The organism is Micromonospora rhizosphaerae, from assembly GCF_900091465.1.
GTDB lineage: Bacteria > Actinomycetota > Actinomycetes > Mycobacteriales > Micromonosporaceae > Micromonospora > Micromonospora rhizosphaerae.
In genome coordinates this window covers 526,475-542,400 of sequence record NZ_FMHV01000002.1, presented here as the reverse complement: position 1 = coordinate 542,400, position 15,926 = coordinate 526,475, and the positions used below count along the sequence as shown (strand labels likewise).

Genomic DNA, 15,926 nt, shown 5'->3' with positions numbered 1-15,926 from the left:
ACAGAGGTGGTTCGGTGAGCCGGCAGCCGCCGCCGTGGCTGGAACCGCTGCTCGGCCGGCTCGGCACCGCCCGCGCCGAGGACTTCACCCGGCTCGCCACCCCGGACAGCGGCGGCCGGGAGAGCGCCGTGCTGGTGCTGCTCGGCGAGGAGCCGGGCGCCGGGCCGGACGTGCTGGTCCTCCAGCGCGCGGCCACCCTGCGCAACCACGCCGGCCAGCCGGCCTTCCCCGGCGGGGCGGCCGACCCGGAGGACGCCGACGCCAGCGCGACCGCGCTGCGGGAGGCGAACGAGGAGGTCGGGCTCGACCCCACCAGCGTCACCGTCCTCGCCGAGCTGCCGAAGCTCTGGATCCCGGTCAGCGACTTCGTGGTCACCCCGGTGCTCGCCTGGTGGCACGCCCCGCACCCGGTGCACCCCCGGGAGCCGGCCGAGGTCGCGCACGTCGCCCGGCTGCCGATCGCCGAGCTGGTGGACCCGGAGAACCGGATGCGGGTACGCCACCCGAGCGGCTGGATCGGTCCGGCCTTCTCGGCGCGCGGCATGGTGGTCTGGGGCTTCACCGCCGGCGTGCTGGCCACGCTGCTCGAAATGGGCGGCTGGGCCCGGCCGTGGCCGCCAGGCAGGGTGGTGGACCTGCCGCCGACCGGGGCCGCCCCGGCGCCCTCCGCCGGGACGGACGAGGTCGACGAGATGGCGGGTCCGCTGACCTGAAGGTCACGTTCAGCGACCGGCGGGCCACACCCCGGGCCGCTGCCCGTACCCTTGACGGGTGTCCGCCGTGGATCTCGTTCTGCTCCTGCTCATGCTCGTGTTCGCGATCAGCGGATACCGTCAGGGCTTCGTCATCGGGGCCCTGTCGTTCTCCGGGTTCTTTCTGGGCGCGCTCGTCGGCCTCCAGGTCGGCCCGCTCATCGCCCGGCAGTTCGTCGACCCCGGGACCCGGGTGCTGATCTCCCTGGCCGCGGTCTTCGGGCTCGCCGTGCTCGCCCAGGCGCTCGCCGGCTGGCTCGGGTCGAATCTGCGTGCCGCGATCACGGGTTCGGCCATTCGGAAGATCGACGACATCGGTGGGGCGTTTGTCTCGCTCTTCGCGGTCATGCTGGTCGCCTGGCTGGTCGCGGTGCCGCTGGGCTCCTCGTCGCTGCCCTGGCTGGCCGCCTCGGTCCGCAACAGCGCGCTGCTCACTGTGGTCGACCGGGTCCTGCCGGACAAGGCCCAGGAGCTCTCCACCGCGCTGCGCGACACGGTGGACACCAACGGCTTCCCGGACGTCTTCGGCGACCTCGCGCCCACCCGGGCCCGGCAGGTCTCCCCGCCCGACCCGGCGCTGGCCGGCTCCAAGGTGGTGGCGAACAGTCAGCGCTCGGTGGTCAAGGTGCTCGGCTCCGCGCCGAGCTGCGCCCGCCGGATCGAGGGCTCCGGCTTCATCTACGCGGACGACCGGGTGATGACCAACGCGCACGTGGTCGCCGGCACCCGCTCGGTCGCCGTCGAACTGCGCGGCGAGCGGTACGACGGCGAGGTGGTCGTCTACGACCCGGAGCGGGACCTGGCCGTGCTGCACGTGCCCGGCCTGCCCGGGCCGTCCATGCGCTTCGCCGCCGGGCAGGCCGGCACCGGCGCGGACGCGATCGTGCTCGGCTTCCCGCTCGACGGTCCGTACGACGCCCGACCGGCCCGGATTCGCGACGTCGATCGGATCACCGGGCCCGACATCTACTCCTCAGGGGACGTGACCCGGGAGATCTACACGATCCGGGCCCTGGTGCGCAGCGGAAACTCGGGTGGCCCGCTGGTCTCGGCCAACGGGCTGGTGCTCGGGGTGATCTTCGCGGCGGCCGCCGACGACCCGAACACCGGCTTCGCCGTGACCGCCGACGAGGCCCGCCCGGTGGCCCTGGCCGGCGCGGAGCGTAACCGGGCGGTGGGCACCGGCGAGTGCACCTGAGCCCGCCGACGGCGGCGCCTCCGCGACCGCCGTCGGGGGGTCAGCCGCCGGCCGACGCGCGGGCGGCGGCCACCTCCCCACCCGGCTGGGTGGTCCCGGTCAGCTTGGCCCGACCCCAGGTCAGGCTCCGATCGAGCACCGCCCGGGCCATGATCACCACGCAGGTGCCGCCGTTGAGGAAGGACGCCACCACGTCGCTGGGGTGGTGCATACCCCGGTACATCCGGGTCAGCGCGACCCCGATCGGCACCAGGATCAGCAGGGTCCACCAGGCCACCTTCGCCGGGGTGCGCTTCGCCCCCAGGGCCAGCAGCACCGCGATGCCGACGTAGAGGGCCACCGCCGCTGAGGTGTGCCCGGACGGGAAGCTGGAGGTGGGCGGCGAGACGTCCATGTGCTCGACGGCCGGTCGGCGACGGTCGATGGCCATGGTGGTGAAGAGGAAGATCAGCGCCTGGGTGCTCACCGCGGCGCAGAGGAAGACGGGCTCGCGCCAGCGGTGCCGCACCAGTCGCAGCACCAGCGCCACCAGGACGGTGACCACGACGATCAGCTGAGTGCTGGCCAGCGTGCTGAACACCAGGGAGAGGTTGTTCCAGCCCTCGGTGCGGTCGGCCGCCAGCGCGCGGTTGACGGTGTCCTCCACCGTGAACGGCCAGCTCCTCGCGAGGACCCGGGTGACCAGGAGCCCCAGCGTCACCATGACGGCGAAGAGCAGGGCGACCGGCAGCAGGATCCGCTTGGTGACCTGGACCGCGACATCGGACATGGGCCGCCCATTACCCCACCCGGTCCGGAACTACGCGTGCTCCCGGCCCGCCTCGTCCGGCTCGGCCAGCTCCGGCGCGATCCCCTCGCGAGCGGTACGCACGGGCCGCCGGCCGGTCCGGGTCCGCCAGGTGGTGAAGGCGGCCGTCGTGGCCGCCACCACCGCGATGCCGAGCAGCCAACCGCCCAATACATCGCTGGTCCAGTGCACGCCAAGGGCGATCCGGCTGATCCCGGTCACCACCGCTATCAGGACCGCCGCGGTCCAGAGCGCCCAGCGCAGCGGCCGCCGGTCGTGGGCGAACGGCAGGAAGACCAGTAGCAGCACCCCGGCGGCCAGGGTGGCGTTCAGCGCGTGCCCGGACGGGAACGAGAAGCCGGCGGCGCGGGCCACCGGGTCGAGCAGGTCCGGCCGGTGCCGTCCGACGAGCAGCTTGAGCAGCGCCCCGAGCAGGCCCCCGACCGCCATCGTGGTGACCACCCAGAGGGCCAGCCGCCGGGCCCGGCGGACCAGCAGCCAGGCCACCACGACCAGCGCGGCGATCCGTAGCGGCCACGGGGCGAACACGTCGGTCCACCCGCTCATCAGCCGTACCCAGGCCGGATGGTCGAGGGCGTACCGATGCAGCGCGTCGGTCACCGAGGCGTCCAGCCGGAACAGCGGTGGCCAGGACCCCAGCACGAGCAGGGCCAGCAGGGCGAACGGCACCAGCACCAGGAATGCCGCGATCGAGGCCAGGGTGAGCCGGAGACCCAGCGAGTGGTTCGGATCCAGGCGGCGGGTTCGCCAGGACGGCTGGACCGTCGACTGCCTACTCTGCTCACCCGACGCGCTCATGTCTTCAGCACTACCCAGCAGCCGCTCCGGCCAGACCGGTGGGGCGCCGCTCAGCGGTTGTGCCGGAACCGGCGGATCACCAGGGCGGCGCCGGTGACCAGGGCGATGAAGAGGGCAAGCCCGGCCCAGAGCCGTTCCGGCGCGGAGTGGTCGGGCTCGCCGGCCGGGCGGGCCGCCCACCGGCTCTGCTGCTTGGGGGCGGCGAAGCTGAACGGGTCCGCCTCGCTCCCCGCGGCCCGGTTGTCCGGTGGCGAGCCGGGTGCCGGGCCGAAGCCCGCCACGCCGGGGGAGGACTGGTCGTCGAGCGGGTTGCGCCCCACCGACGGCACCTCGGCGGTGAGTGCCGCGACCGGGTCCACCAGGCCGTAGCCGAACCGGTCGTCGCGGCCGGTGGGACCGATGTCCTTCGCGGTCACCAGCAGCCTATTGATCACCTCTCCGGCGGGCATCTGCGGGTAGCGGGCCCGCACCAGGGCGGCGGTCGCGGCCACCAGTGGGGCGGCGAAGCTGGTGCCCTGCACCCGCCAGTAGCCGCCGGGACGGGCCCCGAAGAGACCGGTGGCCGGAGCGGTGAGCACCGTCCGGTGGCCGGTGATCGAGCCGGACCACAGGTTCTCACTGTTGCGTTGCAGACCGGCCACCGCGATCACGCCGGGCTCGCGGGCCGGATACCAGACCTCACGGCTGTTCGAGGTGGCGAGGTTGCCGGTGCAGGCCACCACCACCACGTCCTTGGCGAAGGCGTAGTCGAGGGCCGCGGCCAGGGCCGGACTGTCGTCGCTGCCGCCGAGGGACAGGTTGATCACCCGGGCGCCGTTGTCGACCGCCCAGCGCACCCCCATGGCGACGATCATCGCGTCGTCGTACCGGTTCTCCTCGTCGAGCACCCTGATCGGGAGGATCTTGGCGTCCGGCGCCAGCCCGACCACGCCCCGGTCGTCGTCGCGACGCCCGGCGATGAGACCGGCGACCGTGGTGCCGTGCCCCACCGGGTCGGGCTCGGCGGCGCCGTCGGGCGTGACCAGGTCGATGCCGGGCAGCACCTGGCCGGCCAGGTCCGGGTGGGCACCGTCCACCCCGGAATCGATCACCGCGACGACCACCCCGCGCCCGGTCGAGCTGCGCCAGGCGGTCTTCGCCTGCAACTCGTCGAGCTGCCACTGCTCGTCACGGACCGGGTCGACCCGGCTCGGGGTGTCCACCGGGGCCAGCCAGACCCGCTCCGGGCCGGCGGTCGGGGCGGTGGCTCCCGCCCCCGGCAGCGCGACAGGCACGGTGGCCGCGTGGGCCGGGGCGGCGTGCGCCGGCGGGGCGAGCGGACCGGCCACCGTGGCGAGGGTGGTCGCCACACCGAGCAGCGTGCGTCCGACGAGCCGTCGGGTCGCGGTCGGAGCTCCGCGCCGGTCCCTGGTCATTCCCCAGCCATTCATCGCGTCAGAAACATGCTGCTCGGAGATTACCGGTTTTCCCTTGCGCCACGGTGGCAGTCAGGTGACAGCCTTCATCCGGGTGGCAGGTGGGCCAACTGCACCAGTCGTACGCCCTCCCGCCGGGTGACCAGGCGGCCGCGGCCGGGGGGCAGCGGTCCGGGGCGTACCTGCCCGACCAGCGTCCCCTCCTCGGGGCTGCCCGACATCACCAGACCGGCGGTGGAGAGCTCCCGCAACCGCTGGACGATCGGCTCGTACTGGGTCCGGCCGGCGCCGCCGGAGCGGCGGGCCAGCACCAGGTGGAGCCCGACGTCGCGGGCGTGCGGCAGGTGCTCCTCCAGGGCGCGCAGCGGGTTGGTCGGCCCCCCGGCCACCAGGTCGTAGTCGTCCACCAGCACGAACAGTTCCGGGCCGGACCACCACGACCGGCTGCGCAGCTGGGCCGGGGTGACCTCCGGGCCGGGGAGCCGGCCCTGCAGGTAGCTGGCCGCCGACTCGATCAGCTCCGTGGTGTACGGCGCGGCGGTGCCGTACCCGATCAGGTGCGGCGTCTCGATCGTGCCCATCAGGCTGCGCCGGTAGTCCACCAGGATCAACCGGGCCTGCTCCGGGGCGAACCGGGTGATGATCGAGGTGGCCAGCGCGCGGAGGAACGACGACTTGCCGCACTCGGCGTCGCCGAAGACCATGAAGTGCGGCTCGGTGGCGAAGTCCAGCACCACCGGGCGCAGATCCGCCTCGGCCACCCCCACCGGGAAGGCCAGGCCGGTGGTCGCGGCCAGGTCCAGCTCGGCGTACGGCAGCACCGGCGGCAGCAGCCGGACCCGGGGCGCGACCGGCCCCGGCCAGGCGTCGGCGACCGCCTTGACCAGATCGCCCGGCTCCCCGCCCAGCCCGGTGACCTGCGGCAGGGCGGCGAGGAAGTGCAGTCCCTCCGCGGTGATGCCGCGACCCGGCTGCTCCGGCACGTTCGCCGCCACCGACCGCTTGACCAGCACCGAGTCCGCGGGGTCGCCGAGGCGCAGCTCGAGGCGGGAGCCGAACAGGTCGCGGATCGCCGGCCGGAAATCCGTCCACCGGACGGTGCTGGCCACCACGTGGACGCCGTACGACAGGCCGCGGGTGGCCAGGTCGGTGACCAGCGGTTCCAGGTCGTCGTAATCACCGCGCAGGGTGTTCCAGCCGTCCACCACGAGGAACACGTCGCCGAACGGGTCGGGCCCGGGGTGTCCGGCCGCGGCCGCCCGTCGCCGTCGCCAGGCCGCCATCGAATCCACGCCCAGCTCGGCGAAGCGCCGCTCCCGCTCGGCCAGCAGGGTCGCGATCTCCCCGACCGTACGTCGCACCGCGGTCGGGTCGGAGCGTCCGCTCACCCCGCCGACGTGCGGCAGGTCGCGCAGCGCACCCAGGGCGCCGCCGCCGAAGTCGAGGCAGTAGACCTGCGCCTCGGCCGGGGTGTGGGTGAGCGCCAGCGCGCAGATCAGCGTCCGCAGCAGGCTGGACTTGCCGCTCTGCGGCTGGCCGACCACCGCCACGTGCCCGGCGGCGCCGTCCAGCGCCAGCCAGAACAGGTCCCGGCGCTGCTCGTACGGCTTGTCCACCATCGCCACCGGCACCTGCAGGGCGCCGTGCAGCTCCGGGTTGCCGACGGTCAGCCCGCGCGCCGGATCGGTGGCGACCGGGCCGAGCAGTTCGTCGAGGGCGGGGGAGCGGTCCAGCGGCGGCAGCCACACCTGGTGCGCCGGCGGCCCCTGCCCGGCCAGCCGACCGATCAGCACGTCCAGCAGGGTGTCGGTGCCGCCGTCCGCCTCGGCGGCCGGCAGCGGGGCCGGGGCGGCCGGCTCGGGCACCGGCACCGGGTGGGTGGAGAAGGCGAGCAGCCGGGGCGTGCCGGCGGCCGGGCCCGATGGGCCGCCCCGGCGGCGGACCGGGCCGGAGACGTACGCGGCCTTGAAGCGGACCAGCGGGTCGGTGCCGGAGCGCAGGTAGCCGTGCCCCGGCGAGCGGGGCAGCTCGTGGGCGTCGGGCACCCCGAGCACCGCCCGGGACTCCAGGGCGGAGAAGGTCCGCAACCCGATCCGGTACGACAGGTGGGTGTCCAGGCCGCGCAGCCGCCCCTCCTCCAGCCGTTGCGACGCCAGCAGCAGGTGTACGCCGAGTGACCGGCCGAGCCGTCCGATCTGGACGAAGAGGTCGATGAAGTCCGGCTTGGCCGAGAGCAGCTCGGAGAACTCGTCGCAGATCAGCAGCAGCGACGGCAGCGGGGCGAGCGGGCTCCCCGCCGCCCGGGCCCGCTCGTAGTCGCGCAGGCTGGCGAAGTTGCCGGCCCGACGCAGCAGCTCCTGCCGGCGGACCAGCTCGCCGTTGATCGCGTCGACCATCCGGTCGACCAGTGGCAGCGCGTCGGCCAGGTTGGTGATCACCGCGGCGGTGTGCGGCAGCCGGTCGAAGGAGGCGAAGGTGGCGCCCCCCTTGAAGTCGACCAGGACGAAGTTGAGCTGCTCCGAGCTGTGCGTGGCGGCCAGGCCGAGCACCAGCGTGCGGAGCAGCTCCGACTTGCCCGAGCCGGTGGCGCCGATGAGCAGGCCGTGCGGACCCATGCCGTCCTGCGCGGACTCCTTGAGGTCCAGCTCGATCGCGCCGCCGTCGGCGCCGACCCCGATCGGCACCCGCAACCGGTCCCGCGCCGGCCGGGGCGCCCAACCCTGCTCGGCGGTGAAGCTCTCCGGGTCGCCGATGCCGAGCAGCTCGGGCAGGCCCGGCTCGGCGCCGGGTGGGGCGTCCGGTCCGCGTACCGGGCCGGCGAGCCGCAGCGGGGCGAGCCGGCGGGCGACCCCCTCCGCGTCGGCGACCTCCAGCGCGTCGGCGCTGCCGACCTCGGCGTGCCCCTCGGCGGAGTGCGAGTGCAGCCGGCCGTCGCGCAGGTCGAGCAGGAGGGCGTACCGGTCGAGCAGGCGGGGCGGCGGGGTGTCCAGGTCGATGACGGTGACCCCGTCGATGCCGCCGTCGCCGGCCAGGTCGGTCGCCCCGGTCAGGTCGCCACCGTCGAGCACGACCACCACGTGCGGCCCGTCGGTGGCCGACCCGGTCGGGCTGAACCGGGACCGGCTGACCAGCACCTCGTCGAGGAGGCGTTCCAGCTCGGCGGCCGAGCTGGTGACCAGCCGGACCGGACCGAGCGCGTCGGTACGGCTCGGGTGGTGGGCGTGCGGCAGCCACTTGACCCACTCCCAGAGCGCCCGCCGCTCCGGCCCGGCGCAGACCGCGATCCGCAGCTCGTCCGGGGCGTGGAAGACGGCAAGCTGGGTGAGCATGGCCCGGGCCAGCGCCTGGGCGGCCGGCGAGCCGGCGCCCCGGGCACCGGCCGCGCCGCGGACGAAGACCCGGGCGAAGCTGCGCAGCGAGAGCGCCACTGGCAGGTCCGGCACCACCGAGTACGCGTCGAGGAAGCGGCGCAGCGCCCCTGCGGTCATCGGCTCCAGCTCCTCCAGCGGCCGGGTGACCGGCGGGACCAGCGGGGTGGCCAGCGTCTGCGGGCCGACACCCACCCGGACCACGGCGAAGTCCGGGTCGCCGGGGCGGCGCTCCCAGACCCGGTGGCTGTCGACGGCGGACCAGAGCCGGCCCGGGTCGGGGTGCCGGTAGTAGAGGCCGGCCCGCTGCTGACCGGCGGTCTGCCGGACCCGGCGCCGCAGCGCGGTCAGGTGCCGCAGGTACTCCCGCCGGGCGGCCATCATCTCCGACTTCTTCGGGGCGGCGCTGCCCCAGGAGGTCACCAGCATCGCCAGCGAGGAGAGCCCGAACATGCCGCCCACCACGTACGCGTAGGCGCCGCCGCCCCGGCCGAACATCATCGCCATCGCTACCGTGCCGCCCAGCATGGGCAGCACCATCAACGCCTGCTGCCAGCGCCCGCCGGTGACCACGGGGATCTCCGGCGGCGCCTCGACGGGCAGCTCGCCGACCGGGATCTCCGGCGCCGGGCGCCGTGGCGGTCGCTTGATGACGACAGTGGACACCGAGCCCTGCTTCCTACTCCTTGCTCGTTGTTGAGCGGTTCGGATGGTTCGCTCTCCGATCGGCTATTGCCGGGCTGGAGTCCTGGACCGGCAGTCTGGTCCGGTGGCGATCGGTCCGGTCCTGCAGGATCTGCTTCACCTTGTGGTATGGGGTGTGCAGGGCGATGTCGGGGTCGCCGGCTCGCTGCAGGATGTTGATCGCGGCGTTCACGTCGGCCTGCCACACCACCCCGCACAAGGTGCAGTGAAGCCGGTCCCCGCCGCGTCGGCCGAGCCGGCCGCAGCGGTGACAGGCTTGTGAGGTGTAAGCGGCGTTGACATGCACGAGCGCAGAACCTCTGCGCTCCGACACGTTTGTTAGTGCCTCGGCGGTGACCCCTTTGGTCCACGCGGCGAGGCGCCGGTTGATGTTCTTGCCGAGCTTCTTGCGTCCGGCGAAGCTTCTGGTGAGGTCTTCGGCGACCACGGTGGCGGCCTTGTCGACGACCCGATGCACGGCAGTGAAGATCTCCGTACGCACCCGCGCTCGGTGGCGGGCGGCCTGCCGGTCCCGCTTGACCGTGCCGAGGTTGTTGGCCTTGATCCGGTGTGCTTTCGCGTGGTCACCCCGGCGGGCGGCGGTGTTCGCGATCGAGCGCAGTTTCGCCCGCCGCCGGTTGCGTTCCTTCAGCCGGTCTGACTCGGCGGTCAGCATTTCGCCGAGACCGGTGCCGTGGTGGGTGCCGTCGGAGTCGGTCAGCGCTTCGGCGTACCCCTTGTCCACGCCGACCGCCCGGTCGCCGCAGGGCCGCTGCGACGACCGCAGCTGCGAGGCGTCGATCTGGTAGTGCACCTCGACCCGACCCCGGCGCAGGATCAGCCGCAACGTGCCCGTCGGGGCGACGGCCGTGGACAGCGGGATCCTGACCATCCGGCGGCGCTCGAGGCCCGGGACGGCCAGCCACAACCGGCCCCGCCCGTCGGTGACGGTGTTGTACTTGTCGGCGCGCACCACGATCTGATGATCTGTGCGATTGCGGCCACGCTTCCAATGCTTACGCATCTGCCGAGCCAGGAAAGGATCGGCAGCCCACCGGTCGGCCGCCAGCGCGGCCAGCATCCGCTTCCGCTCGGCCGGATCGTTAATGCGCGGGCCGCTGGCCCGCCGGACCTCGACCTTGGCCGACGCAAGGTTCGCTGCGATGTCGGCCATCGCGTCGCGGACGGTTTCCTTCCACGCATTCGCCAGCACACCGAACCGCATGTGCGTGCCGTCAGCCAGCCACCGGTCCCGCACCTGCCGATCCCTCAAACCCGAACCGACACCCGCGACCGAGCCGTAACGCTGCCAGACCTCGCTGCGCACCCGGCCCAACCGGCGGGCCTGCTCGCGCAACGCCGCGTACTTACCCGCGTTCAGGCCCGTCGAGTAAGCGATGCGCGTGACCTTCACCGGTCACCAGCCCCGGTCAGGTCCGCTCCTTCGAGTTCCTCGGCGCGCACGACCGTCGGCGGATCCTCCAACAGTTCCTGCCGCGGGGACAACGTCACCCGCTCGGCAAGCTCACCGATCCGGTAGACGCTACGCACAACAAGCAACCATAGATAGACATGCAGAGAAAATCGACACCTCCCCGTGGCTCTCGGTAACCCGAGCCTGGCTCATCGTAGGTAAAGTCCTGTCGTCCGTCAGTCACCGTTCCCGTTCAATATGGAGAAACATCGATGACAATCGGGCTGGCCCGGGTCACGATCAACGCCCCTGCGCGGCGGGTGGACGTGGCCCTGCCGGAGCAGGTGCCCCTTGCCGAGCTGCTGCCGGAGGTGCTGCGGCACGCCGGTGAGGGGCTGGCCGACGACGGGGAACGGCAGGGCGGCTGGGTGCTCCGCCGCACCGACGGCGCGGTGCTGGCCACCGCGCAGGCGCTGCTGCCGCAGGGGGTGCGCGACGGCGAGGTGCTGCACCTGGTGCCGGCCCGCGCGCAGTGGCCCGAACTGGAGTACGACGACGTGGTCGAGGCGATCGCCGACGGCGCCCGCCGCCGTGGCGGCGCCTGGTCGCCCGCCGCCACCCGGGCGGCCACCCTGGCCGGCGCGGGCGTGCCGCTCGCCGTCGGGCTGCTCGCCGTACTGGCCGGTGGCCCCGGACACCGAGCCGGCTGGGCCGTGGCGGTCGCGGTGGCGCTGCTGCTCACGCTCGCCGGCACGGCCGCCTCCCGGGCGTACGGCGACGGTCCGGCCGGCGCCACCCTCGGCGGGTACGCACTGCCCTACGCGGCCGCCGCGGGCGCCCTCGCGGTCAGCTCCGGCGACCCGGTCGGCCCGTTTGAGCCGCTGCGCTGGCTCGGCGCGCCCGAGCTGCTGGCCGGCTCGGTGGCGCTGCTGCTGGTGGCGGTGCTCGGCCTGCTCGGCGTGGCCACCCGGTCGCGGGTCTTCGTGGCCGGCGTGACGGTCGGCTCGGTCGGCGCGCTGGCGGCGCTCGGCGGGCTCGTCCTCAGCCCCGAGGGCACCGCCGCCGTGCTGCTCTGCGTGCTCGTCTTCGCCCTTGGCGCGCTGCCGCTGCTGGCCATCCGGCTCGGCAAGGTGCCGCTGCCGCCGATCACCCTGCCGGTGGCCTCGCCCACCGGCGGGCCGGACGCGGTCCGGGACCTGCCGGACCGGGGCCGGGTGCACGCGGCGGTGGCCCGGACCGAGGAGGTGCTGACGGGGATGCTGCTCGGGCACGGCGTCCTCGCGGTCACCGCCGTAGTTGTGCTCCTCACGGCGGGCGGGGTGGCCGGGCGGCTCCTGGTGGCGGTGGGCTCGGCGGTGCTGCTGCTGCGCTCCCGGCTCTTCGTGGCGCTGCGGCACCGGGCGCCCACCGTGACGGCGGGGCTGGCCGGGTTCGCCGTCCTCGGCGGGGTGCTCGCCCACCGGTCCGGCCCGACCGGCCTGCTCGCGTTGACCGTCGCCGGGCTCGCCCTGGCCCTGGTCGCGGCGGCGGCCGGCACCTCGTACGCCCGCCGGCCCGTCTCCCCGTACCTCGGTCGGTTGGCCGACCTGACCGACACCGCGCTGGTGGTCTCCGTCGTCCCGGTGGCCTGCGCGGTGCTGGACCTCTACGACCGCGCCCGCGGGCTGCTCGGCTGAGCAGACGGACGGGCCCGGGTCGCCGCGCGACCCGGGCCCTCGAGAAGTCCGAAGATCAGTGGAGAGCGTCGCCGCGCTCGGCGGCCTCCTGGGCGCGCTGGAAGGAGATGCGGATCTCGGCCTCGGCCTCGGTGCGCCCGACCCAGGTCGCGCCCTCGACCGACTTGCCCGGCTCGAGGTCCTTGTACACCTCGAAGAAGTGCTGGATCTCCAGCCGGTCGAACTCGCCCAGGTGGTGGATGTCACGCAGGTGTTCCTGGCGCGGGTCCTCGTAGGGGACGCAGAGGACCTTGTCGTCGCCGCCCTTCTCGTCGGTCATCCGGAACATGCCGATCGCGCGGCAGCGGATCAGGCAGCCGGGGAAGGTCGGCTCGGGAACCAGCACCAGCGCGTCCAGCGGGTCGCCGTCCTCGCCCAGGGTGCCCTCGATGAACCCGTAATCGGCCGGGTACTGCGTGGACGTGAAGAGGGTGCGGTCCAGCCGGATCCGGCCGGTCGCGTGGTCCACCTCGTACTTGTTCCGGTGACCCTTCGGGATCTCAACCGTGACGTCGAAATCCATCTTCCACGCTCCCTCGTTTGCCCACGCTGGCTAACGGAAACCAGTGGCGCCGCTGCCGGACGGGTGAATCCCACCCGTCGGCCAGGTTCGCCGCATAGTGTTCGGACCGAAGTAGTGTCACCCAGGGTGCTTTTCAGCGGGGGAGGAGGGGGTCGTGGGGAGGGAAGATTCACACTACCGGCCCGAAGGGGTTGACGGGCGGAAGTTCGTGACTCCCGGTTCCGGAGGTGCCACGGGGCGCGTCCCGATCCCCGAGGCGAAGTTTCCCCGCACCCCGGATGCCTCCGCCGACCAGGGCCGGTGGCCCGGCCCGGCGGCAACGGGGCGGGCGAACCCTCCGCAGTACGGCCCCGACCCGATCGGCCGGGCGAATCCGCCGTCGTACGGCTCCGCGCCCGTGGGTCGGGCGACTCCGCAGTATCCAGGTCCCGAGCCGGGCGGCTGGACTCAGCCACCGCACCACGGCTCCAGGCCGGTGGGCCGGGCGAGCCCGGAGCAGTCCGGTCCGGTGGGCCGCGGCGAGCCGCAGCAGGTGGGCGGCGATCCGGTGCGCCGGCCGGACGACAACGCATTCGCCGGGCCGGTCAGCCCGGCTGTCCCGCCGTCCGGCCCGGGCCCCGAGTTCGGCCCACCCCCGCCCGCCCCGCGGCGGCGGCCGCGGCTGGTGGCGGTGCTCGCCACGGTGCTGCTCGTCGTGCTGGGCGGCATCGGGCTGGTCGTCGTGCGTCCCGGACCGCTGGCCGGCTGGCTGGGCGACGAGACCGCCGGGCCGGCGACCAGCGGGCAGCCGGCCGAGCCCGACCCGCCGGCGGTGCTCGCCGGTCCGGACCCCAACGCGCCGGCGCCGGCCCCCGACGGGGTCCGCGCGGCGCTCGAACCGCTGGTCCGCGCGGCTGCCCTCGGCGAGCGGGTGAACGTGTCGGTGGCCGACGTGAGCACCGGCACCGCGCTCTACGGCAGCGGACAGGACACCCCGACCGTGCCCGCCTCGGTGACCAAGCTGGCCACCGCCGTCACGGTGCTCTCCGCCCGGGGTCCGGCGTACCGGATCCCCACCCGCGCGGTGGCCGGCGCGAACCCCGGCGAGGTCGTCATCGTCGCCGGCGGCGACCCGACGCTGGCGGTGGACGGGAAGGGCTTCTACCCGGGCGCGGCCCGCCTGGACAACCTGGCCGCCCAGGTCCGCAAGGCGCTGGGTGACACGGCGCCGACCACGGTGATCGTCGACTCGTCCCTGTTCAGCGGCCCGGTCCACGGGCCCGGCTGGGACGCCGACATCCCGACCGGCGGCTTCGGCGCGGCGATCACCGCGCTGATGACCGACGGCGCGCGGCGGGACCCGGAGGAGGCCCGGAAGGGCTTCGACGACACGCACGGTGCCGCCGAGCGGGTCCCTCAACCGGACCTGACCGCCGGCCGGCAGTTCGCCCGGCTCCTCGGGCTTTCCGGGGACGCGGCGGTGCGGCGGGGCACCGCCCCGGCCGCCACCGCAGCCAGCGCCTCGGCCGGGGCGCCGGCTCCCGGGACCGAGCTGGGCAAGGTCGAGTCGTTGCCCATGGTCCGGCTGGTCGACATCATGATCAGCGACAGCGACAACGTGATCGCCGAGGCGCTGGCCCGGCAGGTGGCGCTGGCCCGGGACAAGCCTGCCTCCTTCGCCGGCGGCGCGGCGGCGACGGACGCGGTCATCGGCGAGCTGGGTCTGCCGGCCGACGAGATCAGCCTCGCTGACGGCAGCGGGCTGTCCCGGACCAACCGGATCAGCCCGTCCCTGCTCACCGACCTGCTGACCCTCGCCGGCAACGGGAACCACCCGGAGCTGGCGGCGATCTTCGGCGGTCTGCCGGTCGGCGGCTGGTCCGGCACCCTGGACGACCGCTACCGGGCGGCGGCGACGAAGGCCGGAGCCGGCGTGGTCCGGGCCAAGACCGGGACGTTGACCGGGGTCAACGCGATCGCCGGGCTGGTCACCACCGCCGACGGGCGGCTGCTGACCTTCGCCGTGCTCACCGACCGGGCCCCGGCCGGCACCCTCGACGACACCCGCCAGGCCCTCGACCGGATTACCTCCGCCCTGGCGAGCTGCGGCTGCCGCTGACCCTCGGGGGCGCGATCGGCGTCGATCGCCCGTCGCGGGCCCGGGCCGCCCTGTTCCGGCGCGGGTACGGTGGGTGCATGGCGCAGTTCGTGGACTGGGATCTGGCCGCCGCGACCGCGGGGGCGCTGGGCAAGTCGGGCCCTCGGGTGTCGTACGCCGAGGCCACCGACGTCGTCACCGAGCTGCGGCGGCTGACCGGGGAGGCGGCCGGGCACGTCGCCGAGTACACCGGGCTGCGCTCGCAGCTGGCCCATCCGCCGGTGCGGGTGGTGGACCGCCGCGACTGGGCGGCGGCCAACATCGTCGGGCTGCGCGAGGTGATCAGCCCGCTGGTGAGCCGGCTCTCCGGCGACAAGCGGCCCGGCCCGCTGACCGAGGCGATCGGCTCCCGGCTGACCGGCGTCCAGGCCGGCACCGTGCTGGCCTACCTCTCCGGCCGGGTGCTCGGCCAGTACGAGGTCTTCTCCGGCGATCCCGGCCAGCTGCTGCTGGTCGCGCCGAACATCGTCGAGGTGGAGCGGAAGCTGCAGGCCAACCCGCGCGACTTCCGGCTCTGGGTGTGCCTGCACGAGGTGACCCACCGGACCCAGTTCACCGCGGTGCCCTGGATGCGTGCGTACTTCCTCGGCGAGGTGCAGGCGTTCGTCGACGCCTCGCAGGGCGGCGAGCACCTGCTGGAGCGGCTGCGGCGCGGGGTGGCCACCCTCTCCGACGCGGTGAAGGACCCGGAGAGCCGGGCCAGCGTCCTGGACATCGTGCAGACCCCCGCGCAGCGCGCCGTGCTCGACCGGCTCACCGCGCTGATGACCCTGCTGGAAGGGCACGCCGAGTTCGTCATGGACGGCGTCGGCCCGCAGGTGATCCCGAGCGTCGAGTCGATCCGGGCGGCGTTCAACCGGCGCCGCGAGTCCGGCAACCCGCTGGAGAAGGCGATCCGCCGGCTGCTCGGCATCGAGGTCAAGATGCGCCAGTACGCCGAGGGCCGCAAGTTCGTGCACGGCGTGGTCGACCGGGTCGGCATGGAGGGCTTCAACCGGATCTTCGGCTCCCCGCTGACCCTGCCCCGCCTGGACGAGTTGGGCGACCCGGACGCCTGGGTGGCCCGGGTGCACGGGCCGGCGGGCGCCAACCCGACCGCCGGCTGAGGGAGCCG

At 74.2% G+C, this 15,926-nt stretch carries 12 protein-coding genes; 5 read left to right on the top strand and 7 right to left on the bottom strand.

Features of this window, described 5'->3' with window-relative positions; genetic code table 11:
• Positions 1 to 14 precede the first annotated feature (14 nt).
• Positions 15 to 713 carry an NUDIX hydrolase gene (locus tag GA0070624_RS02665; protein ID WP_091336343.1) on the top strand — a complete coding sequence of 233 codons (699 nt, stop codon included), beginning with the start codon at positions 15 to 17 and terminating at the stop codon, positions 711 to 713.
• Between the two features lie 58 nt (positions 714 to 771).
• A complete protein-coding gene (locus tag GA0070624_RS02660; protein WP_091336339.1) occupies positions 772 to 1,950 on the top strand; it encodes a MarP family serine protease in 1,179 nt (392 codons plus the stop codon).
• Positions 1,951 to 1,990: 40 nt separating this feature from the next.
• Here the strand turns inward: GA0070624_RS02660 and GA0070624_RS02655 are convergent, their stop codons facing one another.
• The 6 genes from GA0070624_RS02655 to GA0070624_RS34540 form a co-directional block, all read right to left on the bottom strand.
• Entirely contained in the window at positions 1,991 to 2,719 is a 729-nt protein-coding gene (locus GA0070624_RS02655) for a phosphatase PAP2 family protein (protein WP_091336337.1), read from the bottom strand.
• A 30-nt stretch (positions 2,720 to 2,749) separates the two neighbouring features.
• Entirely contained in the window at positions 2,750 to 3,556 is an 807-nt protein-coding gene (locus GA0070624_RS02650) for a phosphatase PAP2 family protein (RefSeq protein ID WP_091336335.1), read from the bottom strand.
• Positions 3,557 to 3,606: 50 nt separating this feature from the next.
• Positions 3,607 to 4,971, bottom strand: coding sequence for a type VII secretion-associated serine protease mycosin (gene mycP / locus GA0070624_RS02645; protein WP_091336333.1), 1,365 nt, complete (start codon positions 4,969 to 4,971; stop codon positions 3,607 to 3,609).
• An 86-nt stretch (positions 4,972 to 5,057) separates the two neighbouring features.
• Complete coding sequence (eccCa, locus tag GA0070624_RS02640) at positions 5,058 to 9,005, bottom strand: type VII secretion protein EccCa (RefSeq protein WP_091336332.1); 3,948 nt, start codon at positions 9,003 to 9,005, stop codon at positions 5,058 to 5,060.
• Between the two features lie 13 nt (positions 9,006 to 9,018).
• Complete coding sequence (locus GA0070624_RS02635) at positions 9,019 to 10,437, bottom strand: RNA-guided endonuclease TnpB family protein (protein ID WP_091336330.1); 1,419 nt, start codon at positions 10,435 to 10,437, stop codon at positions 9,019 to 9,021.
• The gene (locus GA0070624_RS34540; RefSeq protein WP_176731566.1) at positions 10,434 to 10,574 is read right to left on the bottom strand and encodes a hypothetical protein; all 141 of its coding nucleotides are present in this window, start codon (positions 10,572 to 10,574) and stop codon (positions 10,434 to 10,436) included. Before GA0070624_RS34540 ends, GA0070624_RS02635 begins: the two co-directional genes overlap by 4 nt.
• 135 nt (positions 10,575 to 10,709) lie before the next feature.
• On the opposite strand from GA0070624_RS34540, the gene eccD reads away from it, so the two are divergent.
• Entirely contained in the window at positions 10,710 to 12,113 is a 1,404-nt protein-coding gene (gene eccD, locus GA0070624_RS02630; RefSeq protein WP_091336328.1) for a type VII secretion integral membrane protein EccD, read from the top strand.
• A 55-nt stretch (positions 12,114 to 12,168) separates the two neighbouring features.
• Here the strand turns inward: eccD and GA0070624_RS02625 are convergent, their stop codons facing one another.
• Positions 12,169 to 12,675 carry an inorganic diphosphatase gene (locus tag GA0070624_RS02625; protein ID WP_091336326.1) on the bottom strand — a complete coding sequence of 169 codons (507 nt, stop codon included), beginning with the start codon at positions 12,673 to 12,675 and terminating at the stop codon, positions 12,169 to 12,171.
• 670 nt (positions 12,676 to 13,345) lie between these two features.
• On the opposite strand from GA0070624_RS02625, the gene dacB reads away from it, so the two are divergent.
• Both dacB and GA0070624_RS02615 read left to right on the top strand, forming a co-directional pair.
• Positions 13,346 to 14,773: a D-alanyl-D-alanine carboxypeptidase/D-alanyl-D-alanine endopeptidase gene (gene dacB / locus GA0070624_RS02620; RefSeq protein ID WP_425413533.1), complete on the top strand. Its 1,428-nt coding sequence runs from the start codon at positions 13,346 to 13,348 to the stop codon at positions 14,771 to 14,773.
• 77 nt (positions 14,774 to 14,850) lie between these two features.
• On the top strand, positions 14,851 to 15,918 hold the full coding sequence (locus GA0070624_RS02615; protein WP_091336323.1) for a zinc-dependent metalloprotease: 1,068 nt from the start codon (positions 14,851 to 14,853) through the stop codon (positions 15,916 to 15,918).
• Positions 15,919 to 15,926: the final 8 nt, after the last annotated feature.

Excerpts from the sequence above, each read along its gene's own strand:
- GA0070624_RS02655 (WP_091336337.1), bottom strand. The coding sequence starts at position 2,719 with ATGTCCGATGTCGCGGTCCAGGTCACCAAGCGGATCCTGCTGCCGGTC.
- GA0070624_RS02650 (WP_091336335.1), bottom strand. The coding sequence starts at position 3,556 with ATGAGCGCGTCGGGTGAGCAGAGTAGGCAGTCGACGGTCCAGCCGTCC.
- mycP (WP_091336333.1), bottom strand. The coding sequence starts at position 4,971 with ATGACCAGGGACCGGCGCGGAGCTCCGACCGCGACCCGACGGCTCGTC.
- eccD (WP_091336328.1), top strand. The coding sequence starts at position 10,710 with ATGACAATCGGGCTGGCCCGGGTCACGATCAACGCCCCTGCGCGGCGG.
- GA0070624_RS02625 (WP_091336326.1), bottom strand. The coding sequence starts at position 12,675 with ATGGATTTCGACGTCACGGTTGAGATCCCGAAGGGTCACCGGAACAAG.
- GA0070624_RS02615 (WP_091336323.1), top strand. The coding sequence starts at position 14,851 with ATGGCGCAGTTCGTGGACTGGGATCTGGCCGCCGCGACCGCGGGGGCG.